The sequence below is a fragment of the Nonomuraea sp. B208 genome (genome assembly GCF_057536035.1).
In genome coordinates this window covers 233,955-256,094 of sequence record NZ_BAAJOU010000028.1, presented here as the reverse complement: position 1 = coordinate 256,094, position 22,140 = coordinate 233,955, and the positions used below count along the sequence as shown (strand labels likewise).

At 73.1% G+C, this 22,140-nt stretch carries 22 protein-coding genes; 13 read left to right on the top strand and 9 right to left on the bottom strand.

Features of this window, described 5'->3' with window-relative positions:
• Positions 1-25: 25 nt before the first annotated feature.
• Positions 26-1,459 (top strand): aldehyde dehydrogenase family protein, encoded by a 1,434-nt coding sequence (locus AC27IY_RS37450; RefSeq protein ID WP_487180922.1) that lies wholly within the window; start codon positions 26-28, stop codon positions 1,457-1,459.
• A gap of 18 nt (positions 1,460-1,477) precedes the next feature.
• The gene (locus tag AC27IY_RS37445; RefSeq protein ID WP_364444399.1) at positions 1,478-2,359 is read left to right on the top strand and encodes a tetratricopeptide repeat protein; all 882 of its coding nucleotides are present in this window, start codon (positions 1,478-1,480) and stop codon (positions 2,357-2,359) included.
• A 115-nt stretch (positions 2,360-2,474) separates the two neighbouring features.
• On the opposite strand, the gene AC27IY_RS37440 is transcribed toward AC27IY_RS37445, so the two are convergent.
• Both AC27IY_RS37440 and AC27IY_RS37435 read right to left on the bottom strand, forming a co-directional pair.
• On the bottom strand, positions 2,475-2,885 hold the full coding sequence (locus tag AC27IY_RS37440) for an RNHCP domain-containing protein (RefSeq protein WP_344212241.1): 411 nt from the start codon (positions 2,883-2,885) through the stop codon (positions 2,475-2,477).
• 1 nt (position 2,886) lies between these two features.
• On the bottom strand, positions 2,887-3,255 hold the full coding sequence (locus AC27IY_RS37435; RefSeq protein ID WP_344212243.1) for an RNHCP domain-containing protein: 369 nt from the start codon (positions 3,253-3,255) through the stop codon (positions 2,887-2,889).
• A gap of 358 nt (positions 3,256-3,613) precedes the next feature.
• Here AC27IY_RS37435 and AC27IY_RS37430 point away from each other — a divergent pair, with 358 nt between their 5' ends.
• The gene (locus AC27IY_RS37430; protein ID WP_487180921.1) at positions 3,614-5,650 is read left to right on the top strand and encodes an acyl-CoA dehydrogenase family protein; all 2,037 of its coding nucleotides are present in this window, start codon (positions 3,614-3,616) and stop codon (positions 5,648-5,650) included.
• A 4-nt stretch (positions 5,651-5,654) separates the two neighbouring features.
• Here AC27IY_RS37430 and AC27IY_RS37425 read toward each other — a convergent pair whose 3' ends face one another.
• Positions 5,655-6,383 carry a class F sortase gene (locus tag AC27IY_RS37425; protein WP_423476681.1) on the bottom strand — a complete coding sequence of 243 codons (729 nt, stop codon included), beginning with the start codon at positions 6,381-6,383 and terminating at the stop codon, positions 5,655-5,657.
• Positions 6,373-6,945: a hypothetical protein gene (locus AC27IY_RS37420; protein ID WP_487180920.1), complete on the bottom strand. Its 573-nt coding sequence runs from the start codon at positions 6,943-6,945 to the stop codon at positions 6,373-6,375. Before AC27IY_RS37420 ends, AC27IY_RS37425 begins: the two co-directional genes overlap by 11 nt.
• 219 nt (positions 6,946-7,164) lie before the next feature.
• Here AC27IY_RS37420 and AC27IY_RS37415 point away from each other — a divergent pair, with 219 nt between their 5' ends.
• Entirely contained in the window at positions 7,165-7,359 is a 195-nt protein-coding gene (locus AC27IY_RS37415) for a hypothetical protein (protein ID WP_344212251.1), read from the top strand.
• A gap of 8 nt (positions 7,360-7,367) precedes the next feature.
• A complete protein-coding gene (locus AC27IY_RS37410; protein ID WP_423450804.1) occupies positions 7,368-8,180 on the top strand; it encodes an MBL fold metallo-hydrolase in 813 nt (270 codons plus the stop codon).
• A gap of 112 nt (positions 8,181-8,292) precedes the next feature.
• Here AC27IY_RS37410 and ligD read toward each other — a convergent pair whose 3' ends face one another.
• On the bottom strand, positions 8,293-9,297 hold the full coding sequence (ligD, locus tag AC27IY_RS37405) for a non-homologous end-joining DNA ligase (protein ID WP_344212255.1): 1,005 nt from the start codon (positions 9,295-9,297) through the stop codon (positions 8,293-8,295).
• Between the two features lie 367 nt (positions 9,298-9,664).
• Between ligD and msrB the strand changes: the two genes are divergently transcribed.
• Complete coding sequence (gene msrB / locus AC27IY_RS37400) at positions 9,665-10,066, top strand: peptide-methionine (R)-S-oxide reductase MsrB (RefSeq protein WP_020542927.1); 402 nt, start codon at positions 9,665-9,667, stop codon at positions 10,064-10,066.
• Between the two features lie 163 nt (positions 10,067-10,229).
• On the opposite strand, the gene AC27IY_RS37395 is transcribed toward msrB, so the two are convergent.
• Entirely contained in the window at positions 10,230-11,108 is an 879-nt protein-coding gene (locus tag AC27IY_RS37395; protein ID WP_487180919.1) for a hypothetical protein, read from the bottom strand.
• 337 nt (positions 11,109-11,445) lie between these two features.
• Between AC27IY_RS37395 and AC27IY_RS37390 the strand changes: the two genes are divergently transcribed.
• The 3 genes from AC27IY_RS37390 to AC27IY_RS37380 are packed head-to-tail and all read left to right on the top strand — an operon-like array spanning position 11,446 to position 14,685.
• The gene (locus AC27IY_RS37390; RefSeq protein WP_487180918.1) at positions 11,446-12,384 is read left to right on the top strand and encodes an ABC transporter ATP-binding protein; all 939 of its coding nucleotides are present in this window, start codon (positions 11,446-11,448) and stop codon (positions 12,382-12,384) included.
• Between the two features lies 1 nt (position 12,385).
• Positions 12,386-13,525, top strand: coding sequence for an ABC transporter permease (locus tag AC27IY_RS37385; protein WP_487180917.1), 1,140 nt, complete (start codon positions 12,386-12,388; stop codon positions 13,523-13,525).
• Positions 13,522-14,685 (top strand): ABC transporter permease, encoded by a 1,164-nt coding sequence (locus tag AC27IY_RS37380; protein ID WP_487180916.1) that lies wholly within the window; start codon positions 13,522-13,524, stop codon positions 14,683-14,685. Before AC27IY_RS37385 ends, AC27IY_RS37380 begins: the two co-directional genes overlap by 4 nt.
• A gap of 6 nt (positions 14,686-14,691) precedes the next feature.
• Here the strand turns inward: AC27IY_RS37380 and hemQ are convergent, their stop codons facing one another.
• Both hemQ and hemG read right to left on the bottom strand, forming a co-directional pair.
• Positions 14,692-15,393, bottom strand: a complete 702-nt coding sequence (gene hemQ / locus AC27IY_RS37375; protein ID WP_091082099.1) for a hydrogen peroxide-dependent heme synthase — start codon at positions 15,391-15,393, stop codon at positions 14,692-14,694.
• 2 nt (positions 15,394-15,395) lie between these two features.
• On the bottom strand, positions 15,396-16,802 hold the full coding sequence (hemG, locus tag AC27IY_RS37370) for a protoporphyrinogen oxidase (protein WP_487180915.1): 1,407 nt from the start codon (positions 16,800-16,802) through the stop codon (positions 15,396-15,398).
• A gap of 107 nt (positions 16,803-16,909) precedes the next feature.
• Between hemG and AC27IY_RS37365 the strand changes: the two genes are divergently transcribed.
• Positions 16,910-17,872, top strand: a complete 963-nt coding sequence (locus AC27IY_RS37365; RefSeq protein ID WP_487180914.1) for a DUF4349 domain-containing protein — start codon at positions 16,910-16,912, stop codon at positions 17,870-17,872.
• Between the two features lie 137 nt (positions 17,873-18,009).
• On the opposite strand, the gene hemE is transcribed toward AC27IY_RS37365, so the two are convergent.
• Positions 18,010-19,008, bottom strand: coding sequence for a uroporphyrinogen decarboxylase (gene hemE, locus AC27IY_RS37360; RefSeq protein WP_487181222.1), 999 nt, complete (start codon positions 19,006-19,008; stop codon positions 18,010-18,012).
• A gap of 620 nt (positions 19,009-19,628) precedes the next feature.
• Between hemE and AC27IY_RS37355 the strand changes: the two genes are divergently transcribed.
• The 3 genes from AC27IY_RS37355 to AC27IY_RS37345 all read left to right on the top strand — a co-directional run bounded on the left by AC27IY_RS37355 (position 19,629) and on the right by AC27IY_RS37345 (position 22,090).
• Entirely contained in the window at positions 19,629-20,225 is a 597-nt protein-coding gene (locus AC27IY_RS37355) for a DUF3000 domain-containing protein (protein ID WP_329573918.1), read from the top strand.
• A gap of 45 nt (positions 20,226-20,270) precedes the next feature.
• The gene (locus tag AC27IY_RS37350; RefSeq protein WP_371249405.1) at positions 20,271-21,497 is read left to right on the top strand and encodes an HRDC domain-containing protein; all 1,227 of its coding nucleotides are present in this window, start codon (positions 20,271-20,273) and stop codon (positions 21,495-21,497) included.
• Positions 21,498-21,610: 113 nt separating this feature from the next.
• Positions 21,611-22,090: a DUF5946 family protein gene (locus tag AC27IY_RS37345; RefSeq protein WP_487180913.1), complete on the top strand. Its 480-nt coding sequence runs from the start codon at positions 21,611-21,613 to the stop codon at positions 22,088-22,090.
• Positions 22,091-22,140 lie beyond the last annotated feature (50 nt).

The window sequence follows — 22,140 nt, the reverse complement described above, 5'->3', positions numbered from 1 at the left end:
GTCAAGCAAGCATATGCTTGGTCGCGTGCCTGACTATCGTCATCTCATCGGCGGCGAGCTGGTCGCCGCGTCCCGCACGATGGAGTCGGTCGACCCGAGCACCGGCGAGGCGTGGGCGCGCGTCCCGGCCGGCGGCCCGGCGGAGGCCGAGGCGGCCGTGGCCGCGGCCGCCTCGGCCTTCCCCGCCTGGGCGGCGCTGCCCGCCCTGGCCCGCGCCCACCACCTGCGCAAGGTGTCGGAGATCTTCGGCCGGCACGCGGAGGAGCTGGCCCGGCTGGAGACCCGCGACAACGGCCGCATCCTGCGCGACACGCTGAGGAGGGACCTGCCGGGGATGGCGTTCCTGTGGCAGCTCGCGGCCGGGCAGTGCCTGGACGCGGTCACCGGCGACACCGTCATCCTGGGGCCGGACACGCTCGGCCTGACCCGGCGCGAGCCGTACGGGGTCGTGGTCTGCATCATCCCGTGGAACTCCCCCGTCTCGACCTTCTCCGCCAAGGCCGCGTACGCGCTGGCGGCCGGCAACACCGTGGTCGTCAAGCCCGCCGAGCAGGCGAGCGCGTCGGTGCTGCGGCTGGGCGAGCTGCTGGCCGAGGTGTTCCCGCCCGGCGTGCTCAACATCGTCGGCGGGCTCGGCGAGGAGGTGGGCGACGCCCTCGTACGCCACCGCGACGTCGCCAAGATCAGCCTTACCGGCTCCACGGAGACCGGCCGGGCGATCACCCGCGCGTCGGCGGACGCGCTGAAGCCGATGACGTTCGAGCTGGGCGGCAAGTCGCCCAACATCGTCTTCCCCGACGCCGACCTCGACGCCGCCACCCGGGGCGTCACCGTCGACTCGATCTACACGGGCAACGCCGGGCAGGTGTGCGTCGCCGGCTCGCGCATCCTCATCCACCGCTCGATCTGGGACGAGATGCTCGGCCGGATCAGGGACGCCTGCGCGGGGCTGGTGCTGGGCGACCCCCAGGACCTGCGGACCACGATGGGGCCGATCGTGTCGGCCGGGCAGTTCGAGCGGGTGACCTCGTACCTGGAGCTGGCCGCGAAGGAGGGCGCCCGGCTGGTGTTCGGCGGGCGGAGCGGCGCGGAGGTGGTGCCGGAGCTGCCGGGCGGCTACTGGGTGGAGCCGACGCTGTTCGCGACCGAGGACAACGCGCTGCGGGTGTGCCAGGAGGAGATCTTCGGGCCGGTGGCGGTGGCGCTGCCGTTCGACAGCGACGAGGAGGCGCTGGAGATCGCCGACGACTCGCCGTACGGGCTCGCGGCCGGCGTCTGGACCCGCGACCTGGGGCGGGCGCACCGGTTCGTCCGGGATCTGCGGAGTGGGACGGTCTGGGTGAACACCTACCGGCAGATGCCGCCCGGCCTGCCGTTCGGCGGCGTCAAGGACAGCGGGTACGGCCACGATTCGGTCCTGGAGTTCACCCGGGAAAAGGCGGCCATTATCCAGATCTAGTGGATAGAGTTCCGCGTCATGAGCGAGGGGATCAAGGACCGGGCCGAGCCCGGAATGCCCGAGGCGGCGGCTCAGTCGCGGGCGTCGGTGCTGCGCAGCCGCGCCGAGTCGTACATCGCCCTGTCGCGGTACGAGGCCGCGATCGCGGACCTCACCGAGTCGATCGCCCTGGTGCCCGACAACGCCCGCGCCTGGCGGCTGCGCGGCGAGAGCCACCGGATGATCGAGCGGTACGACGCCGCGCTGACGGACTTCGACGAGTCGTTGAAGCTGGAGCCCGACAGCGCGTACGCGCTGGGCTCACGGGGGCAGACGTACGCGGCGATGGACCGCCTGGAGGAGGCCATGGCCGACTTCGAGCACGCCCTCACCCTGACGCCCGACTCGCTGTGGATCCTGGAGGCGAAGGCGGACGCGCTGGTGGACCTCAACCGGCTCGACGAGGCCCTGGACGAGCACGCCAAGATCATCAGGATCAACGGCGAGCAGCCGTACCCGTGGGTGGCCCGCGGCGACCTCTACCAGCGGCTCAACCTCTACCCCGAGGCCATCGACGACTACGCCAAGGCCCTCGCCATCGACCCCGGCCACGTACGCGCCCTCAGCAGGCGCGGCGAGGCCCTGCGCATGATCGACCGCTACGAGGAGGCCCTGGAGGACCTCAACCGCGCCCTGGAGCTGGACCCGAACAACGACCGGGCGCTGGGCAGCAGGGGCGCGGTGCTGAGCGAGCTGGGCGACAACGAGGCGGCCCTGCACGACCTGGACCGGGCCCTCGAACTGGACGACGAGTACGTCTGGGCCTACCGGGTGCGGGGCGAGATCCTCCAGGAGCTGGACCGCCACGAGGAGGCCGTTGCCGACTTCACCCGGGCGCTGCACCTCGAATTCGGCGATTGAGCCTCGCGGCGGGCGGCGGACACGATAGAAAAGCAGCGAAGCCCCCGGCATCGACGGGCGTGGTTGTGGTGGCCCTCCCGTTCGCCGGGGGCTTCGCTGTGCTCTACGGGTGTCCTCAGATCGCGAGCAGCGCCGAGGCCGGGAGCCGGCCGCCCGCGGACAGCGGGCGCATGGCGATCCGGAGCAGCGCCAGCGCGTTGTCGTCGCCGGCGATGCGGTTCGCGCTGAGCTCGTCGCACGACTGGCAGTGATGGATGATCAGCCACTCGCCGTCCGGCCGGACGGTGACGCTGAACGCCGCCATCCGGCCCCGGCAGCCCGCCCGGCGGTCCCCGGGCACCCGGCGATCGACGTGCAGGCTGGTCAGGCAGTGCGGGCAGTGGTTGCGGTGCGCGGTGCCGGGCGCGGACATGGGCACGTCCAGCCGGCAGCCGACACAGCGGAACGCGTCGCCGCGCTCGCCGTGCCGGACCGCGATCTTGCGCCGTTGCGGCCGTTCGCCACGGCCAGGGTTCCTCCTGGGCATGTCACAGATCACCGAACGCCTCAAGCGGGAACGGCGGCTGCGCGAGCGGGCGTACCGCCATGCGCATGAGGATGAGCTGGTTGTCGTCCCCGCAGATGGGGTTGGACGTCAGCTCGCCGCAGCGGGTGCAGCGGTGGATGAGCATCCAGTCGCCGGTGCGCAGGACCGCGATCGAGATCGGGATCATGCGCGAGCGGCACTCGGACGGGCCGCCCTCCACCCGGTCGAGCACGTGCAGCGAGTGCAGGCAGCTCGGGCAGTGGTTGCGGCGGGCGCCGTCGGGCGCGGCGGCGGTCACGGTGAGGCCGCAGCGCACGCAGGCGAACGTGTCGGTGGAAATGGTGGATCGTGGTTTGCCGTTGCTGGACAACGCGGGTTGCTCCTTGCCGGAAGAAGAACGATGAGCGTCGACGAATGCGGCAAGGGTGCGCCTGGCGGGCCGTCGCGCGTATGGACGCGCGGGCACGCCGGTGCCGTGGGCTGTCGTCCTCCGGCCGGTCGGTGCGGGTGAACGCGGGTCAGCGGCAGGAGGGGCCGGCGGCACGTCGAGGCGCACGCCGCAGCGTGACGGTCATAAACGCACTCCCTCCAGGGGCGGCGGGGTCGCCTGCCCGGCTTTCTCCTCGATCCGATGCTGACGATTCGGACTGTAGCCGGGACGGGTGGCGGGGGGCCAACCATTTTTCCTGGACTGGAGGTACACCGAACAATGTTCTAGGTTCGGTGCCATGAGTATCGGGTTGAGTGAGGAACACCGGGCGCTGGCCGCGTCCGTGCGCGGGCTCGCCGGGCGCGGCGCCGATCACCCGGCACTGGCCGCGCAGGGGCTCCTGGGGCTGCACCTGCCGGAGCGTTGCGGCGGGCAGGGGTACGGGCTGCTGGAGCTGTGCGTCGCCCTGGAGGCGCTGTCCGAGCGGCGGGCCGGCGGGCCGTACCTGGCGAGCGTCGTGGCGTCGGCCGTCCTCGCGCGGAGCGGCGGCCACGACGACGTCGTGGCCGCCCTGGCGGACGGGTCGAGAACCGCCGCCGTCGCCCTCCGCCCGGCCGGCGGGGGCCTTTCCGTGCTCGCGCTCGGGGCGGCCGACGCCGGCCATTTCCTCGTGCCGGTCGGTGACGGGTCCTGGGCGCTGCTGGGGCGGGACGCCGTCACCGTCACCCCCGCCGACGGCGTCGACCTCGACCGGAGCCTCTGCACCGTGACCCTGGAGCGGCCCCCCGCGGCGGAGGCGGTGCTGCGCGACGCCCCCGTACGGGAGATCGCCGCCGTCCTGCTGGGCGCGGACGCCTGCGGGGTCGCCGCCTGGGCGGTCGCGACGGCCGCCGAGTACGCCAAGGTCCGCGAGCAGTTCGGCCGCCCGATCGGCCAGTTCCAGGCCGTCAAGCACCGGGTGGCCGCCGCCCTCGTGGCCCTGGAGCAGGCCCGCGCCGCCGTCTGGGACGCCGCCCGCGCCCTGGACGGGCCCACCCTCGACGACGAGACCCGCCTGGCCGTGGCCGTCGCGGGCGTGCTGGGGCCGGACGCCGGCGTACGGTGCGCCGCCGACGCCATCCAGGTGCTCGGCGGCATCGGCTACACCTTCGAGCACGACGCCCACCGCTACTACCGCCGGGCGCTGTCCGACCGCATGCTCGCCGGCGACCCCGGCCCGTGGGCGGAGGAGGTGACCGGGCTGGCGGTGGCCGGCGTACGGCGGGCGATGGAGCCGGACCTGCCCGAGGAGGCCGCCGCCGTCAGGGACGCCGTCCGGGCCGAGGCGGAGTCGCTGCGCGCCGAGGAGCCGGAGGCCAGGAAGGCGAGGTTCGCCCGGGAGGGATGGATCATGCCGCACCTGCCGAAACCGTGGGGCCGGGGCGCGTCGCCGCTGGAGCAGGTGATCATCCATCAGGAGTTCCGCGGACTCAAGCGGCCGAACCTCGGCATCGGCGCCTGGGCGGCGCCGTCCATCGTCGCGTACGGCACCCCTGAGCAGCGGGAACGTTTCCTGCCGAAGACCTTCACCCGCGAGATCGTGTGGTGCCAGCTCTTCAGCGAGCCCGGCGCGGGCTCGGACCTGGCGGGCCTGACGACCAGGGCCGTGCGCGTGGAGGGCGGCTGGGCGCTCACCGGGCAGAAGATCTGGACCTCGCTCGCCCAGTACGCCCACTGGGGCATCTGCCTGGCCCGCACCTCGCCCGACCGGCCGAAGCACGACGGCATCACGTACTTCCTGGTGGACATGTCCTCCCCCGGCGTCACCGTACGGCCGCTCAAGGAGATCAACGGCGACGAGATCTTCAACGAGGTGTTCCTCGACGACGTCTTCGTCCCGGACGACCTGGTCGTCGGCGAGGTGGACCAGGGCTGGCGGGTCGCCAGGGACACCCTCTCCCACGAACGGGTCGCGCTCGGCGACTCCTGGGGGCCCGGATCGCAGCACACCGACATGGCCGATCTCATCGCCCGGCTGCCCGCGCTGGGGCAGGCGCGGCGCGAGCAGGCGGGCCGGCTGTGGGCGGAGGGGCAGGCCATCTCGGCCCTCGGGCTGCGGGTGACGCTGTCGAAGCTGTCGGGGGGCGACGCGGGGGCCGCCGCGAGCGTACGGAAGCTGCTCGGCATGCGGCACTCGCAGGCGATCTCCGAGTTCTGCTGGTCGCTCGCCCCGGACGACCCCTACTGGAGCCGCATGATCCTGACGACCCGGGCGTTCACGATCGGCGGCGGGACCACCGAGGTGCAGCTCAACATCATCGCCGAACGGGCGCTCGGGCTGCCCCGCGACCCGTGACCGGTCAGCTCCCGGCTCCGGGATAGTACGGGGCCGCGAGGTGGGCGTACACGATCGTGTTGTCCCGGTAGCTGTGCGCCCGCCGGTCGAACGTCCCGCCGCAGGTCACCAGCCGCAGGCCCGGGTAGGAGAGCTTGCCGTAGACCTTCCGCGCGGGGAAGCCGGACTTCGGCGCGTGCTCGACCCGGTCGACGACGAAGACGGCCACCGAGCGGTCGGCGCGCAGCACCTGCACCTGGTCGCCGCGTCTGACGTCCTTGAGGCGGGCGAAGACGGCGGGGCCGCTCCTCGTGTCGAGGTGGCCGGTGATGACGGCGGCGCCGCGCTGGCCGGGGACGGGGGCGTAGCGGTACCAGCCGGCCAGGTTCGGATGGTCGAGCGGCGGGTTCTGGATCGCGCCGCCGGCGTCCAGGCCCAGCTCCATCAGGGGGGCCGCCACGCCGACGGACGGGATGTAGACGGCGGTGGGGCGGGCGGCCTTCATCGGCCGGGCGACCACGCCGACGGGCAGGGGGCCGGTCACGGGCGCGGCGCCGGGCGGCGCCTGCCGCGCCGTCGTCCCCGCCGTCGTTCCCGCCGATGGGGCCGGCTCGCCGCCGTCCCCTGTCATGCCGCGCAGCCCGTACGCGATCAGCGCCAGCCCCGCCACCGTGACCACGGCCGTCAGCGCCCAGATCCCCCACTGCCCGCCCCTGCCGGCCGTTCGCGCGGGGGGCGCAGGGTCAGTCGGCATCCCGGCGGCGGCGTACCGCGACGCCGGTCAGGCCCGCGCCCGTGATCAGGGCGAATCCGCCGACCGCGAGCGCCCACACCGGCCCGTCATGGACGAGCCCGCCGCCGCCCGTCTCGGGGTGGCCGCGGGGGACCCGGTGCTCGCGTTCGCGGGCCGGCCGCCAGGGCGCGTCCGACGGCTGCGGGGTGGGCGCCGAGGACCAGGAGTCCTGCGGGGCGGGGCCCCCGGACCAGGTGTCGCCTGGGGTCGGGACGCTGGACCAGGTGTCGCCGGGGGCCGGGGCGTCGGACCGGGGGTCGTCGGGGACCGGCGACCAGGAGTCGCCCCGGCCCGACCAGGAGTCGCCGGAGCCCGACCACGAGTCGTCCCCGCCGCTCGGCCGGGAGGCGGGCGGCCCGGGGTCGCCTCCGGTCCACGAGCTGTCGGCGGGCGCGTCGCAGCGGAGCGGCGGCGGTAGGACGCAGGCGGATCCCGTTCCCGGCACCTGGGGATCGGTGCGGATGACGGCGGAGGCGGAGGCGGAGGCGGCGAGGCTCACTCCCGCCACCACTAAAGCCGTCACCGCTCCCGCGGCCGCGAGACGTCGCGCTCTTGCCATGGAAGGCTCCCGAAGAGTCGGCTGTCGCCCCCGATGCTCTAGCGAGCCTTGCGAACTATTGGACCGAGCGTCAAGTTATGTGACCGAAGTGAAACAGGCCGGTACGTTCTGTTCGCGGTGTTTGGCTCTCGACCGAGGTGGCAGGGGACCTCGGACAAGCCGTACAAGTGAGGACGAAACACCATGAGTAACCCACAGCAGCCCGAACTACGCAGATCAGGCAAATCTGCCACCGAGTCCAAGTCCGCGAACGCCATCCCCGAGACGAGGAGCGGCGGGAAGCGCTCGGCGCGGCCGCACGGCACCGACAAGGGCGGCAAAGGCGGCGGCAAGGGCGGCGGCGTGCCCCCCGGACAGCAGTCTCCGCACCCGGAGTGAGCGCCGCCGTGAAGGGGAGCATCCAGTTCATCGGGAACGCGACGACGCTGATCCGCTACAACGGCTTCACGCTGCTGACGGATCCCAACTTCCTGCACCGCGGACAGCGCGCCTACCTGGGCCACGGCCTGGTCTCGCGCCGCCGTACGGACCCCGCCCTGGAGATCGAGGACCTGCCGACCCTGGACGCGGTCGTGCTCTCGCACATGCACGGCGACCACTGGGACCGGGTCACCCGCAGGGGCCTGGACCGCGACACGCCCATCGTGACCACGCTCTCCGCGGCCGGCAAGCTCCGCCGCCGGGGCTTCGGCCAGAGCGTCGGCCTGCGGCAGTGGCAGCAGCACGAGCTGCGGAACGCCCAGGGTAGCGTCACCATCACGGCGCTGCCGGCGAAGCACGCGCCGGGGCCGCTGGAGCGGCTGCTGCCGCCGGTCATCGGGACCATGCTGGAGTTCCGTGACCGCGATGAACGGGTGGAGCTGCGCCTGCACATCAGCGGCGACACGCTGCTCGACCGCCGGCTCGACGCGATCCCGCGCCGCTTCCCGGAGATCGACGTGGCACTCGTCCACCTGGGCGGGACCAAGCTGCTCGGGACCCTGCTCGTCACGATGGACGGCAGCCAGGGCGCCTCGTGGGTGGACCTGCTCGATCCGCGTACGGTCGTGCCGATCCACTACGACGACTACACCGTCTTCACCTCGCCGCTGGACGACTTCCGGCACCACGTGGAGCAGGCGGGCCTGGGCGACCGGGTGGTCTATCTGGAACGGGGCGAAACACGGGAACTGGCCCCGCACCAGATCGCCCGCCACTGACCGCCACACATCAACCTGATTCGCCACCTGGCCCGGCATGGATCGACCCGCCGCCGATTCGTCACCGGCATGTCCCGGCACCCCGGTGCCTCCCGGGCAACCGGCGGCGGCGTCAGGCTTCCGGGTGGCGGGCGCGGCTGGGCTGCACGCGCATCGGCTCGCCCGGCATCTTCGGATAGTTGGGCGGATAGGGCATGTCGCCGCGATCGTCCTTGGCGTAGAGCTCCAGCAGCGGCTCGATCGAGTAGGCGTGGTCGTCGATGGCCGCGTGCACGTCGCCCAGCTCGGCGAAGCGGGCGGGCACGGTGCGGATGTCGAAGTCGCGCGGGTCGGCGTCGGCCAGCTCGTCCCAGGTCAGCGGGGTGGAGACGGGCGCGTGCGGCTGGGCCCGCACGGAGTAGGCGCTGACCACGGTGCGGTCGCGGGCGTTCTGGTTGAAGTCGATGAAGACGCGCTCCCCGCGCTCCTCCTTCCACCAGGCGGTGGTGACCAGGCCAGGATCACGCTCCTCGACCGCCCTGGCCAGGGCGATGCCGGCGTGACGGACCTGGATGAAGTCCCATCTCGGCTCGATGCGTACGGCGATGTGCGCGCCGCGGTTGCCGGAGGTCTTCACGAAGCCGGTCATGCCCAGCTCGCCGAGAACCTCCCTGGTCAGGAAGGCGGCCCGGCGCGCGGCGTCGAAGTCGAGGCCGGGCTGCGGGTCGAGGTCGATGCGCAGCTCGTCGGGGTGCTCGACGTCGGCGGCGCGCACCTGCCAGGGGTGGAAGTCGATGGTGCCGAGATTGGCGCAGTAGGCCAGGGCGGCCACCTCGGTGACGCGCAGGGACTGCGCCGTGCGTCCGCTCGGGAAGGTGACCGTGACCGACTGGAGCCAGTCGGGGTGCTTGGGCGGCATGCGTTTCTGGTAGATAGCGTCGGTCTGCACGCCGTCGGGGTGGCGCTTGATGTTGGTCGGGCGGTCGCGCAGCGCCCGCAGCGCGCCCTCACCGACGCTGACGTAATACTCCACCAGCTCGCGCTTCGTGGCGCCGAGCTGCGGGAAGTAGACCTTGTCGGGGTTGGTCACCTTGACGGTGCGCTCCCCCACCTCTAGCTCGATGAACGGCGATGCCATGCCCAGGAACCTACAGCCCTTCTCCGACAGAAACCGGGTGGCAGGCCGGTCGCGAGCAGGGTGGGCCCGCCCCGGAGCACTTCTCGGTGGCGGGACCGAGGGCTCGACAGGGCGGGCCTGCAGATCGTCCACCGCCGTTCCGGGCGCTGGCGCGCCACCCGGCCGGCCGTTCCGACCCCTTCAGCGGCGCCAGCACGGGCGTGGGCTGTGCCGCTCATCGGGTCCGCGGACGATCTCACCCCTTCGCAGGAGGCGATGACACCCCCTTACCGACAAAGACGCGAATTCTCCCCAGAATGGATGCTTCACCCTGCGGAGATCTCTTTTTGCCGGATCTCGCACTTCGGCCGTCTCGTACTCTGGGGGTATGGAAAAGGTCGTCAAGAGCGAGGCCGAATGGCGGTCGCAGCTCTCCCCGGAGGAGTACCACGTCCTCAGGGAGGCCGGGACCGAGCGCCCGTTCACGGGGGAGTACGTCGACACCAAGGTCGAAGGCGTCTACTCGTGCCGCGCCTGCGGCGCCGAGTTGTTCCGCTCCGACACGAAGTTCGAGTCGCACTGCGGGTGGCCGAGCTTCTACGCCCCCTCGGAGTCGGACGCGGTGAAGCTGATCGAGGACCGCAGCCTCGGCATGGTGCGCACCGAGGTGCGCTGCGAGAGGTGCGACTCGCACCTGGGGCACGTCTTCCACGGCGAGGGCTACCCCACGCCCACCGACGATCGCTACTGCATCAACTCGGTGTCGCTGCGCCTCGAACCCAAGGCGTGATCACTCAGCGACTCCGCGTACCAATCTTGGGCCACGGGTAAGCCTCCCCGCGTGCGGTTCATCCATCTCCGCCACCGGTGGGTGACGATCGAGACCATCGGCCGGGTCGTCACCCAGCGGTGCGAGGTGTGCTCGAAGACGCGCGTACGGGTGCGTTGAGCCCTCATTCCGGGGCGGGGTGGGTGAGGGTGCAGCTGCGGTCAGAGGGGCCGATGATGTTGGCGAGCACGGGGTTGCCGTTGCCGCCCAGGCGCGCGTGTACGAACACCACGCGGCGGGTCGCTCCGGCGGCGCGCAGGTAGTCCATGCCGCGTTCGCACAGGACGACGGCGGTGCGGGAGTTGCGCGCGGACTCCGGCAAGTTTGTGTAGATGCGTAAATATCCGCCGACGGAGCGGATGTCCGTGACGCGGCTCTGTGCCTTGTCGGCGGGGGCCCAGTGCGCGCGGAAGTAGTCCATCGCGCGGTGGTCGGTGTGCGAGGACGGGCCGTCGGCCCGGTAGCCGTCGGTGCGGTAGTCGTCGGCCCGGTAGCCGTCGATGTTGTAGCCGTCCACGTTGTAGCCGTCGGTGCGGTTGTCGTCGGCCGTGTCCGTACCGGGGATGGCGAGCAAGCCCTCGTCCTGGGGTGGGGTGGCGCCGGGGATCGCGGCCGGGCCGGTGGTGCCGGTGCCCGGGACCGGCGCGGTCGTGGCGGCTCCGCCGTTGAGCGCGTCCGCCGCAGAGGTGGTCTGTCTGGGAGCGGCGGTCCCCCGGGAGGCGGCCGACGAGCCCGGGGCCGTAGTTCTCCCGGACGTGGCGGACGAGCCCGGACCTCCCGGGGCCGCCGGCCGGGCCGCGTCGCTCGCCGCGGACGGAACGCCCGCTCGCGGCCCTGTACCGTCCGCTCGCCCGGATGACGCCGGACCGTCCGACCGCGTCCCGCCCGGCAGCGCGGCGAGTCCTGGGCCGCTCGTCCCGCCGCCTGCCAACGCGCCGCCGAACACCCCGCCGGCGAGCGCCCCCGCCACTCCCCCGGCCAGCACGAGCGCCCCCACGACCATCGCGACCACTGAACGCCCAGAAGCCGCACGCGCAAGAGCCGGGCGCGCAGAGGCCTGACGGGCCGCATCATTCCGCGCATCGCGCCCCCTCGACCCGCGCCGCCGCAGTCTGCGCCACCACGGCCCGTGCCCCCACAGGCGCCGCGGGCGCTGGGCCGCGTGTCGTCCGCTCGCTTGCCTGCGGCTCCCCGGCCGCGGGGCCTCTTCCCGCCGTGCCGGATCCGGGTCCGGCGTGTGGCGGGGCTTGCCAGGTGGACGCATGGCGGCCTCCTCACCCCCGTGGGCCCCGGTCGGTCGGGGCTTGCCGGTGTAGGACGCCTACGATCACACTACGGTTGTGGCCCAGGACGAGATCCTGAAATGTCATGAGTTACGCAAGACGTTCGGCGATCTCGTGGCGGTCGCCGACGTCAGCTTCGCCATCGCCGCCGGCGAGACGTACGGCCTGCTGGGCCCCAACGGCGCCGGCAAGACGACCACGATCTCGATGATCGCCGGGATCCTCGGCCGCGACGGCGGCGAGGTGCTGGTCTGCGGCCGTCCGCACAGCCCGTCGAGCACCTGGGGCAAGCGCCGCATCGGCTACGTCCCCCAGGAGCTCGCCCTCTACCCCGACCTCACCGCCCGCGAGAACCTGCGCTTCTTCGCCCGCCTGCACGGCCTGGGCCGCGCCGAGGCCCGCCGCCGCATCGATGAGGTGCTGGCCGTCGTCGGACTCACCGACCGGGCGAAGGACGCCGTCAAGGAGTTCTCGGGCGGCATGAAGCGGCGGCTCAACATCGGTGTCGGCCTCCTGCACCGCCCGCCCCTGCTGATCCTGGACGAGCCCACCGCGGGCGTGGACCCGCAGAGCCGCAACGCCATCCTGGAGAGCGTCGCCGCGCTCGCCGGCGAGGGCACCGCGATCCTCTACACGACCCACTACATGGAGGAGGCCGAACGCCTCTGCGACCGCATCGGCATCCTCGACCTCGGCCGGATCAGGGCCGAGGGCACCCGCAGGGAGCTGGTCGGCCTGGTGGGCGAGCTGGACCGGATCACGCTGACGGTCGAGGGACCGCGGGTGGTGCCGGCGCTGCTGGCGCTGCCCGAGGTGCGCGCGGCCACCGGGCACGAGGGCCGTGTCGAGGTGATGGTCGAGGACGCCGGCCGGGCGCTGCCCCGGGTGCTCGGCGCGGCCACGGAGGCGGGCGTGACCGTACGCGCGGCCGAGGTGCACGAGCCGAACCTGGAGTCGGTGTTCCTGCACCTCACCGGCAAGGCGCTGCGGGACTGACATGCGCGCGACCCTCCTCGTCATGGCCAAGGACCTGCGCCAGCGGGTACGCGACCGCTCGCTGTTCCTGCTCGCGCTGGTGGTGCCGTTCGCCCTGGCGGCCGTGTTCAGCCTGGTGTTCAGGGGCGTCGACGCCCAGCCGGCGCCGACGCTCGCGCTGGCCGACCGGGACGGCGGGCCGGTCGTCACCGCGTTCGCCGAGCAGGCGCTGCGCCCCCTGGAGCGGAACGGCGTCATCAGGCTGCGCCCGGTCGCGGACGAGCGGGAGGCGCGCGCGGCGGTGGAGCGGGGCGAGGCGGACGCCGCCTACGTCGTCCCGCCCGGGTTCAGCGACGCGGTGACCGGCGGCCGGCCCACCACCCTCCAGATCATCGGCGACTCCGGCCAGGGCGCGTACGTGGCCCGCGCGATCGCCGAGTCCTTCGCCGCCGAGGTCCGCTACGTGCAGGTGACCCTCGCGGTCGTGGACGGCGGGACGTTCGAGGGGGCGACGCTGGTCCCCCGCCCGGTCACCGTCGAGGACCTGGGGGCGGAGCGGCGGCAGCTCTCGCTCGCGGAGGGGTTCGCGGCCGGGATGGCGGTGTTCTTCCTCTTCTTCACCGTGCAGTTCGGCTTCAGCTCGATCCTGGACGAGCGCCGCGACGGCACCCTGGCCCGGCTGCTGGCCGCGCCGGTCCCTCGGGCCGCGATCGCGCTGGCGAAACTGCTGACGGGGTTCGTCGCCGGCGTCGCCGCCACGGCCGTCCTCATGAGCGCCGCCGCGCTGCTCCTGGGCGCGCGCTGGGGCCATCCGCTGGGCGTGGGGCTGCTCGTCGTGGCGGGCGTGCTGGCCGCGACCGGGGTCATGGCGCTGGTGGCGACGGTGGCGAGGACCGCCGAGCAGGCGGGCAACCTGCAGAGCGTCGTCGCGGTGCTGTTCGGGGTGCTCGGCGGCGTGTTCGTGCCCGTCCAGCAGCTCGGCGACGCCTTCGCCGCGCTCAGCCTGCTCACCCCGCACCGCTGGTTCCTGCAGGGCCTCGCCGACCTGCACGGGGAGCACGCGCCGGCGGTCGCGCCGGGGCCGACGCTGGCGCTGCTCGCCTTCGCGGCGGTCACGACCGGCCTCGCGCTCCTCCGGGTGGGAAGGATGCTGCGGCCATGACGAGCGCGCGCGCCGCCGGGGCGATCGCCTGGGCGAACCTGGTCCGGCTCTTCCGCGACCGGACGAACGTCTTCTTCGTCGTCATCTTCCCGATCGTGCTGATCATGGTGTTGGGGCTGTCGTTCGGCTCCGGCTTCCGTCCCCCGCTCGGCGTCGTGAACGCCGACGGCGGCCCCCGGGCGGCCGAGCTGGTACGGGCACTGGAGACGGCCGGCCACCGCGTCGTGCCGGTGAGCGGCGACGCCGAGGCCCGCGACGCGGTCGAGCGCGGCAGGCTGGCCGGCGCGCTGATCGTCCCGGCCGGGTACGACCGCGCCCTGCGCTCCTACACCCCCGTCACGCTGGCGTTCATCGGCCGGGACGAGCCCACGGCCCGCCGGCTCGGCGTCGCGCTGAACGCCGTGGTCACGCGGGTGACGATGCCGGCGCGGGCCGCCGCGTACGCGCGGAGCGCCGGCCTGTCCGGCGGCTTCGACGAGCTGGTGGCGAGGGCGGAGGCCGCTCCCGCGCCCGGCGTCACGGTCGCCGTGAGCGCCGCCGGGGCGGCCGGCCCGTCCCCTCCGGGCGGCTACGACGTCGCCGCGACCTCGCAGCTGCTCCTGTTCATGTTCCTGACCTCGCTGAACGCCGCCCCGGCGGTCATCGAGACGCGCCGGCTCGGGATCTCGCGCCGGATGTACGCGGCCCCGGTGCCGGTCGGCGTCATCCTGCTCGGCGAGGCCGCGGGCCGGGTGGGCGTGGCCCTGCTCCAGGGCCTGGTCATCATGGCCGGGTCGGCGCTGCTGTTCGGGGTGCGCTGGGGTGACCCGGCGGGCGCGGCCCTGCTGCTGGTGGCGTTCGCGCTGGTGAGCGGCGGGGCCGCGATGCTGCTCGGGGCGGCGGCGCGCACCGAGCAGCAGGCGAGCGCGCTGGGCCTGCTGCTCGGCCTGGGCCTGGCCGCGATCGGCGGCGCGATGGCGCCGCTGGAGTTCTTCCCCGCGCCCATGCGCCTGCTCGCGCACGTCACCCCGCACGCCTGGGCCCTGGACGGCTTCGCCGGGCTGCTGCGCGGGGACGCCGGCCTGACCGGCGTCCTGCCGCAGCTCGGCGTGCTGACCGGCTACGCGGCGGCGCTCCTCGCGCTCGGCGCGTGGCGCCTGCGCGCCGCCCTGACCGAGTAGAACCCGTTACGGCAGGGCTTCGACCAGCTCGCGCACCGGCTTGCGGGCGCCGGTGTAGAACGGGATCTCGACCCGGGTGTGACGCCGGGCCGCGGCGCCGCGCAGCGTACGCATGAGGTCGACGATGCGGTGCAGCTCGTCGGCCTCGAAGGCGAGCATCCACTCGTAGTCATTGAGCGAGAAGCAGGAGACTGTGTTGGCCCGCACGTCGGGGTAGTCGCGCGCCATCCGGCCGTGCTCGGCCAGCATCGCCCGCCGCTCGGAGTCCTCCAGGAGGTACCACTCGTAGGAGCGGACGAACGGGTAGACGCTCACGTAGGCGCGCGGCTCCTCCTCGGCGAGGAAGGCCGGGATGTGCGACTTGTTGAACTCGGCCGGCCGGTGCAGCGCCATGGCCGACCAGACGGGCCTGCTGTGCCGGCCGAGCGCCGTGCGGCGGAAGCGGGAGTAGACGTCCTGCAGGTCCTCCGGCGTCGGCGCGTGCCACCAGAACATGAAGTCGGCGTCGGCCCGCAGCCCGGACACGTCGTAGACCCCCCTGGTCACGACGTCCTTGCCCGCGGCCTGCTCCAGCAGCTCCTCGACCTCGCCCGCCAGGCCGTCGCGGTCGGCGGGGCACGGCTCGGTCGCCTGGAAGACCGACCACATGGTGTAGCGGATCACCTGGTTGAGATCGCGGGCCTTCGGCCGCGGAGCTCCTTCTGTCATCGTCACTCTTCTCCTCGCTGGGACAGCTCTTCCAAGATCCGGGCGGCCGCCGTACGGGCGGTGCCGATGCAGGCCGGGATGCCGATGCCGTCGTAGGCCGCGCCGCACACGGCGAGCCCCGGCTCGACCGCGACCGCCGCGCGCACGCGGGCCACCCGGTCGAGGTGGCCCACGTTGTACTGGGGAAGCCCGCCTCCCCAGCGGGTGACCCGGCTGTCGACCGGCAGGCCGCGCGCGCCCATCACCTCGGCCATCTCGGCGATGGCGAGCGACACCAGCTCGGCGTCCTCGCGCTGGAGCAGGTGCTCCTCGCCCAGGCGGCCGATCGAGCAGCGCAGGATCACCAGGTCCCTGGCCAGGTGGGGCCACTTCACGGAGCTGAACGTCACCGCCTTGACCGGGCGGCGCTCGACGGGGGGCACGAGGTAGCCGCTGCGGGCGGGCGGCTGCGGGAACGCCGACAGCGGGTAGGCGAGCGTGACGACGGCCATGCTGGCGTACTCGATCCTGGCCAGCTCGGCCGCGGCCTTCGGCACCTCGTCCTGGAGCAGGCGGGCGGCGGCGGGGCCAGGCGCGGCGACGATCACGGCGTCGGCCTCGACGGTCTCGGGCCTCGGCACCGGCCCGGTCACCAGGCGCCAGCCCTGACCGGCGCGGCGCAGTTCGCGTACGGTGACGCCGGTCCTGACGTCGGCCCCCGACGCCTTGGCGACCGCCTCGGGCAGCGTGCCGACGCCGCCGCGCAGCGTCGTGAAGACGGGCCCGGCGTTCTTGGGGGTCTCCTCGACCAGGTGGCGGGCGGCCGACAGCAGCGAGCGCTCGGCGCGGGCCACGGCCGCCACGCGGGGCATCGTGGCCTCCAGCGAGAGCAGGTCGGCGCGGCCCGCGTAGACGCCGCCGAGCAGCGGCTCGACCAGCCGGTCGACGATCTCGGCGCCCATCCTGGCGCGGATGTAGGCGGCCACGGACACGTCGGTGCGGACGAGCGTCGCGGGCAGGATCTGGTCGAGCGGCACGCGCAGCAGCCCGGCGGGCGAGATGATGCCGGACTTCGCCAGCTCGGTCAGGTCGGCGGGCACGCCCATGACCTGGCCCTTCGGCATGGCGTGCAGGGCGCCCCTGGAGTAGATGGCCGAGCCGGTGGTGCCGGGGAAGACCAGCTCGTCGCCGAGGCCCACCGCCCTCGCCAGCTCTGGGCCCTCCGGGCGGCGGGCCAGCATGGCCTCCGCGCCGGCGTCCACGCTCACCCCGGCGACCTCGGAGGCGTGCAGCTTGCCGCCGATGCGCGGGCTCGACTCCAGCACGGTGACCTTGACCCGTTCGTCCGCGCCCTGACGGAGGTACCACGCGGCGGCGAGGCCGGAGATCCCTCCGCCGATCACGACGACGTGCGCCCGATTCCCTTCCACGCCTCCTGACGCTACCGCCTCGGCGGGCCGCCCACCTGCGCGGGGCGCGTGACCGGACCGTGATTCATGCCATCAAACCGATCCGCCCGCCGATCCGTCTTCAAGGCATGAGGAGAATCCGGTACGGCATCACGTCATCGCTCGCGGCAGCCGTTCTGCTCCTGGCGGGCTGCGGCGGGGGCGGCGCCACGGTCCAGAGCGCGTCCGCCCCTGCCGTCGCACAGGACATGAACGCGGAGGCCCGGCCGGTGCCCACGGCGTCCAAGGCGGCCCGGGGCGTCGCCAAGACCGATCAGGCGGGCCTGGTGTCCGACGTCAAGGTGACCAGGCAGGACCGCCAGGTCATCTACACCGGCAGCATGACCGTCCGGGTCAAGCAGGTCAGCGACGCCGTCGAGCAGGCCAAGCAGATCGTCACCGCGGCCGGCGGCTACCTGTCCAGCGAGCAGAGCAGCTCGGCCAGCAAGGCGCGGGAGACCGCGACGCTGGAGTTCAAGATCCCGCCGACCGGCTACAACGCCGCGCTCGGCCGGCTCGGCAAGGAGCTCGGCACCCAGGTCTCCATGAAGCAGTCCACCCAGGACGTCACGCTCCAGGTCGCCGACGTCGAGAGCCGGCTCAAGTCGGCCGAGCGGTCGCTGGAGTCGCTGCGTACGCTGCTCAAGCGGGCCGACACGATCGGCCAGGTGCTGGACGTCGAGCGCGAGATCGCCTCCCGTCAGGCGGATCTGGAGTCGTTGCAGGCGCAGCAGAAGGAGCTGGCCACGCAGGTCGCGATGGCGACGCTCACGCTGCGGCTGCTCGGGCCGGTGGCCGAGGCGGCGCAGCCCGAGGAGGAGTCCGACGGGTTCCTCGCCGGGCTGAAGAGCGGCTGGAAGGCGCTGCTCTCCAGCCTGGTGGTGCTGCTGACGCTGCTCGGCGCGGTGCTGCCGTGGCTGCTGGTCTCGCTGCCGCTGGTGGCGCTGCTGGTCTATCTGGTGCGCCGGGACCGCGCCCGCCGCGCCGGCCAGGGCCGCGTGCCCGCCGCCCCGCCCTCCCGCCCGGCCGACCCGGACCCCGGGACCGCGTGACCCGTCCCCAGGCCGCATGACCCCGGACCCAGGGACCGCGTGACCCGATCCCGAGGCCGCATGACCCCGGACCCAGGGACCGCGTGACCCGATCCCGAGGCCGCATGACCCCCGGACCCCGGGCCCGGTGGCCTGGGTCAGGCGGAGTGCTCGTGGACCAGGTCGGTGAGGCGCTTGAGCTGGTCGGGGTCGGTCGAGGGCAGGACGCCGTGGCCGAGGTTGAACACGTGCCCCTCGGCGGCGCGCCCCTGCCGCAGCACCTCGCGCGCCTTGCGCTCGACGACCTCCCTCGGGGCGAGCAGCACGGCCGGGTCGAGGTTGCCCTGCAGCGCCTTGCCCGGCCCCACGCGGCGGGCCGCCTCGTCGAGCGGCACCCGCCAGTCGACGCCCACGACGTCGGCGCCCGCCTCGCCGAGCAGGCCGAGCAGCTCGCCGGTGCCGACGCCGAAGTGGATGCGCGGGACGTCCGTGAGGCCCTCGAAGATGCGCCGGGTGTGCGGCAGGATGAACTCGCGGTAGTCGGCGGGGGCCACCGCGCCGACCCAGGAGTCGAAGAGCTGCACGGCCGAGGCGCCGGCCGCCACCTGGATGCGCAGGTGCTCCAGGACGATGCCGGACAGCCGTTCCATGAGGTCGTGCCAGAGCTCGGGGGCGCCGTACATCATGGCCTTGGTGCGGTCGTGGTTCTTCGACGGGCCGCCCTCGATCAGATAGGACCCGAGCGTGAACGGCGCTCCCGCGAACCCGATCAGCGGCGTGCCGCCCAGCTCGCCGGTGAGCGCCCGGATCGACTCGGTCACGAACGGCACGTCGTCCGGCTCCAGCGGCCGCAGCGCCGCGAGCCCCTTGGCGTCGCGGATCGGGTCGGCCACGACCGGCCCGACCCCCGGCTTGATGTCGAGGTCGATGCCGATGGCCTTGAGCGGCACCACGATGTCGCTGAAGTAGATGGCCGCGTCGACGCCGTAGCGGCGGACCGGCTGCATGGTGATCTCGACGATCAGCTCGGGGGTCGCGCACGCGGTGAGCATGGGGACGCCCTCACGCACCTTGAGGTATTCCGGCAGCGAGCGCCCCGCCTGGCGCATGTACCAGACCGGGGTGTGCGGAACGGGCTGGCGGCGGCAGGCACGCAGGAACGCGGAGTCGGCGAGATTCACCCATCAAGGGTGCCATGTCCGGGCGCCGGTCCCGCCATCGGTGCTGGGAGACGCGCGGTGTCGGAAAAAGATGCATTGGACACCCAAAATCATGATCAGATAGCAAGATGAAGGTTTACCGGTCTGCTCGACATCGGCGTCCCGCGCGGGTCGAGCACACCCCACGGCCGGGCAGAGAGCCGGTCCCGGCTGCGTCAAATGTTCGCCAACCCACCGCGCGGCACCGATTCAGCGACCACTTTCGGGACACGCCGAGCGCGTTGCGGGGAATTGTCAGCGGCTCGTGCCAACGTCGGAGCCACGACCCGAAGAAAGGCCCCGTTGCGATGTCCGCGTTGTGGAGTTCCCCAGAGCGCCGTAGTGAGCGCTGCGCTTCCTGCGGTGGCGATCGGCCCTTCGAGCAGCCCCCGTGCCCGGACGGGCACGAGCCGGGCGAGTGCCCCGAGTGGGCCTGCTCCGGCTGCGGCCACGCGATCGTCCTCGGCTCCGCCGAGACCGCCCGACCGGTTCGCCAGCTTGTTACGGCTTTGGCTTGATCACCAAGGATGCGCACCCCCGTGGTCCCCTTCCGCCCGACATCGACCTACGCTTCGGCTATGCCACTCGGTGACCAGCCACCGCCTCCGGCCACGTTCCTCCGCGCGGCCCAGAGCCTCCGGCTGTCCGAGGTGCGGCCGGAGATCGAGCTGGAGGACCTGCCCGCGCCCCAGCGTCTGGCCCCCTACTCGGCCGCCATCGGCGCGTCCGTCTACCGCGACGACGACGAGCTCGCCGTCGGCCGGCTGATCCTCCTCTACGACCCCGACGGACAGCGCGGCTGGGAGGGGCCGTTCCGGCTGGTGGCCTACGTCAGGGCCGACATGGAGCCGGAGATCACCTCCGACCCGCTGCTCGGGCCGGTCGTGTGGAGCTGGCTCACCGAGACTCTGGAGTCCCATCAGGCCGACTACTCGGCCGCCGGCGGTACCGTGACTAGAGCCGTGTCCGAGGGGTTCGGCAACAAGGCCGAGGATCCGGTCACGACCGAGCTGGAGCTGAGAGCCTCCTGGTCTCCCGCACAGGAGGATCTGTCCGGCCATGTCGCCGCCTGGTGCGACCTGATGTGCCTGGCCGCGGGCATCCCGCCGCTCCCGCCGGACGTGGCCGCGCTGCCCCGGCGACGTGATGATCCGGAGAGTGACCGTACGAAGTGAGGGCACCAGTCGACACCGCACGAGCGTCATGAGGTCGGTGAACTCATGACAGAAGAACGAACCGTCGAGCCGCTGCTCGAACCCCGCGAGGGCATCCCGCCGGTGATCGCCGACGCGGACGGCCTGGCGAGGATGGTCGAGCGTTTCGCCGCGGGCGAAGGGCCCGTCGCCGTGGACGCCGAACGCGCCTCGGGCTACCGCTACGGCAACCGCGCCTACCTCGTGCAGCTCCGCCGGGCGGGGTCGGGCACCGCGTTGATCGACCCGATCGCCTGCCCCGACCTGTCCGCGCTGGACGCCGCCGTGGCCGAGGCGGAGATCGTGCTGCACGCCGCGTCGCAGGACCTGCCGTGCCTGCTGGAGGTGGGCTTCCGGCCCCGGGAGATGTTCGACACCGAGCTCGCCGGGCGGCTGCTCGGCTACGAGCGGGTGGGGCTCGGCACGATGGTGGAGACCGTGCTCGGGCTGCGGCTGGAGAAGGGCCACTCGGCCGCCGACTGGTCCACCAGGCCGCTGCCGGAAGACTGGCTGCGCTACGCGGCGCTCGACGTCGAGGTGCTGGTCGAGCTCCGTGACGTCCTCCACGCGCAGCTCGCCGAGAGCGGGAAGCTGGAGTGGGCGCGCGAGGAGTTCGCCGCCGTGCTCGGCACGCCGCCGCCCGTGCCGCGCTCCGACCCGTGGCGGCGCACCTCGGGCATCCACAAGGTACGCAACGTGCGAGCCCTCGCCATCGTGCGCGAGCTGTGGCTCATGCGCGACCGCATCGCCCGCGAGGCCGACCTCGCGCCGGGCCGGGTGCTGCCCGACGCGGCCATCGTCACGGCGGCGCTCGAAGGGCCGCGCACCAAGAAGGCGCTGACCGAGATCTCCGCCTTCACCGGGCGCAGCGCCCGGCGGCACATGAGCGACTGGCTGGCCGCCGTCCACCGCGCCCGCAACCTGCCCGACAGCCAGCTCCCCGCCCCCAGCACGCCGGGCGACGGGCCGCCGCCGCCCAACCGCTGGGCCGACCGCGACCCGGCCGCCGCCAAGCGCCTGGCCGCGGCGCGGGCCGTCATCGCGGCGCTGGCCGACGAGCACCACATGCCGACCGAGAACCTGTTGCAGCCGGACGCGGTGCGCCGGCTCACCTGGGAGCCTCCCGACGATCTCGACGACGAGACCGTGGCCGACCGGCTGCGCGCCCTGGGCGCGCGGGAGTGGCAGATCACCCTCACGGCCCACCCCATCGCCAAGGCCTTGTCCCGGTTGCAGATCCGGGGTGAGCTCTGACGCTTCGCCCGGGAGCGGTCTCGTCATCATGAGACCGCTCCCGCTACGGCGGCAGTCAGGGGATGCCGAAATTCCGTCGACAAGGCTGTCACCCGCCGCCTAGGTTGCGGATCATGGCAGGAAGCCCCGAGTGCGACTGCGGCGCGGTCGCCGGCCCGCTGGGCGCGTGCGTGGACTATTACCACGCGATCCTCTCCGAAGAGCAGGCCGATCCTCGGATGTACAGGTGGCACGCGCCCGTGGTCTGCGCCTATCTCCTGCAGCATCCCTCCGGAGCGCACGAGAAGTACCTCGACGGGCAGTTCCGCCAGTTGCAGCTCTACCTGGACAAAGGGCTTGACGCGCTGCTTCGCGTGGCGGCTCATCAGGTGGCCAGGAACAACCACCGGGCGCGGGCGGGCTACGACACGAGCCCGCTCGCGGCGTACGAGCCGCTGCCGCCAGGCGGGCCCCCCGGGCGCTTCCGGGCCTCGTTCTGCGGGTTGCCGGTCAGGGACGGCAGCTTCGTGTTCGACGGGCATCAGGCGTACGGACACCGCATCGAGCTCATCGCCGAGGCGACCGTAGAGTCCTGGAGATCCGTCCAGGCGTAGTGAGGGGACTTGACGCGTTCGGGCGCGCAGCCGTACCGTTCGGGAAAGCG

Excerpts from the sequence above, each read along its gene's own strand:
- AC27IY_RS37355 (WP_329573918.1), top strand. The coding sequence starts at position 19,629 with ATGCCACTCGGTGACCAGCCACCGCCTCCGGCCACGTTCCTCCGCGCG.
- hemQ (WP_091082099.1), bottom strand. The coding sequence starts at position 15,393 with ATGACAGAAGGAGCTCCGCGGCCGAAGGCCCGCGATCTCAACCAGGTG.
- ligD (WP_344212255.1), bottom strand. The coding sequence starts at position 9,297 with ATGGCATCGCCGTTCATCGAGCTAGAGGTGGGGGAGCGCACCGTCAAG.
- AC27IY_RS37395 (WP_487180919.1), bottom strand. The coding sequence starts at position 11,108 with ATGGTCGTGGGGGCGCTCGTGCTGGCCGGGGGAGTGGCGGGGGCGCTC.
- msrB (WP_020542927.1), top strand. The coding sequence starts at position 9,665 with ATGGAAAAGGTCGTCAAGAGCGAGGCCGAATGGCGGTCGCAGCTCTCC.
- AC27IY_RS37345 (WP_487180913.1), top strand. The coding sequence starts at position 21,611 with ATGGCAGGAAGCCCCGAGTGCGACTGCGGCGCGGTCGCCGGCCCGCTG.
- AC27IY_RS37350 (WP_371249405.1), top strand. The coding sequence starts at position 20,271 with ATGACAGAAGAACGAACCGTCGAGCCGCTGCTCGAACCCCGCGAGGGC.
- AC27IY_RS37440 (WP_344212241.1), bottom strand. The coding sequence starts at position 2,885 with ATGCCCAGGAGGAACCCTGGCCGTGGCGAACGGCCGCAACGGCGCAAG.
- AC27IY_RS37445 (WP_364444399.1), top strand. The coding sequence starts at position 1,478 with ATGAGCGAGGGGATCAAGGACCGGGCCGAGCCCGGAATGCCCGAGGCG.
- AC27IY_RS37365 (WP_487180914.1), top strand. The coding sequence starts at position 16,910 with ATGAGGAGAATCCGGTACGGCATCACGTCATCGCTCGCGGCAGCCGTT.
- AC27IY_RS37380 (WP_487180916.1), top strand. The coding sequence starts at position 13,522 with ATGACGAGCGCGCGCGCCGCCGGGGCGATCGCCTGGGCGAACCTGGTC.
- AC27IY_RS37415 (WP_344212251.1), top strand. The coding sequence starts at position 7,165 with ATGAGTAACCCACAGCAGCCCGAACTACGCAGATCAGGCAAATCTGCC.
- AC27IY_RS37425 (WP_423476681.1), bottom strand. The coding sequence starts at position 6,383 with ATGCCGACTGACCCTGCGCCCCCCGCGCGAACGGCCGGCAGGGGCGGG.
- AC27IY_RS37430 (WP_487180921.1), top strand. The coding sequence starts at position 3,614 with ATGAGTATCGGGTTGAGTGAGGAACACCGGGCGCTGGCCGCGTCCGTG.
- AC27IY_RS37385 (WP_487180917.1), top strand. The coding sequence starts at position 12,386 with ATGCGCGCGACCCTCCTCGTCATGGCCAAGGACCTGCGCCAGCGGGTA.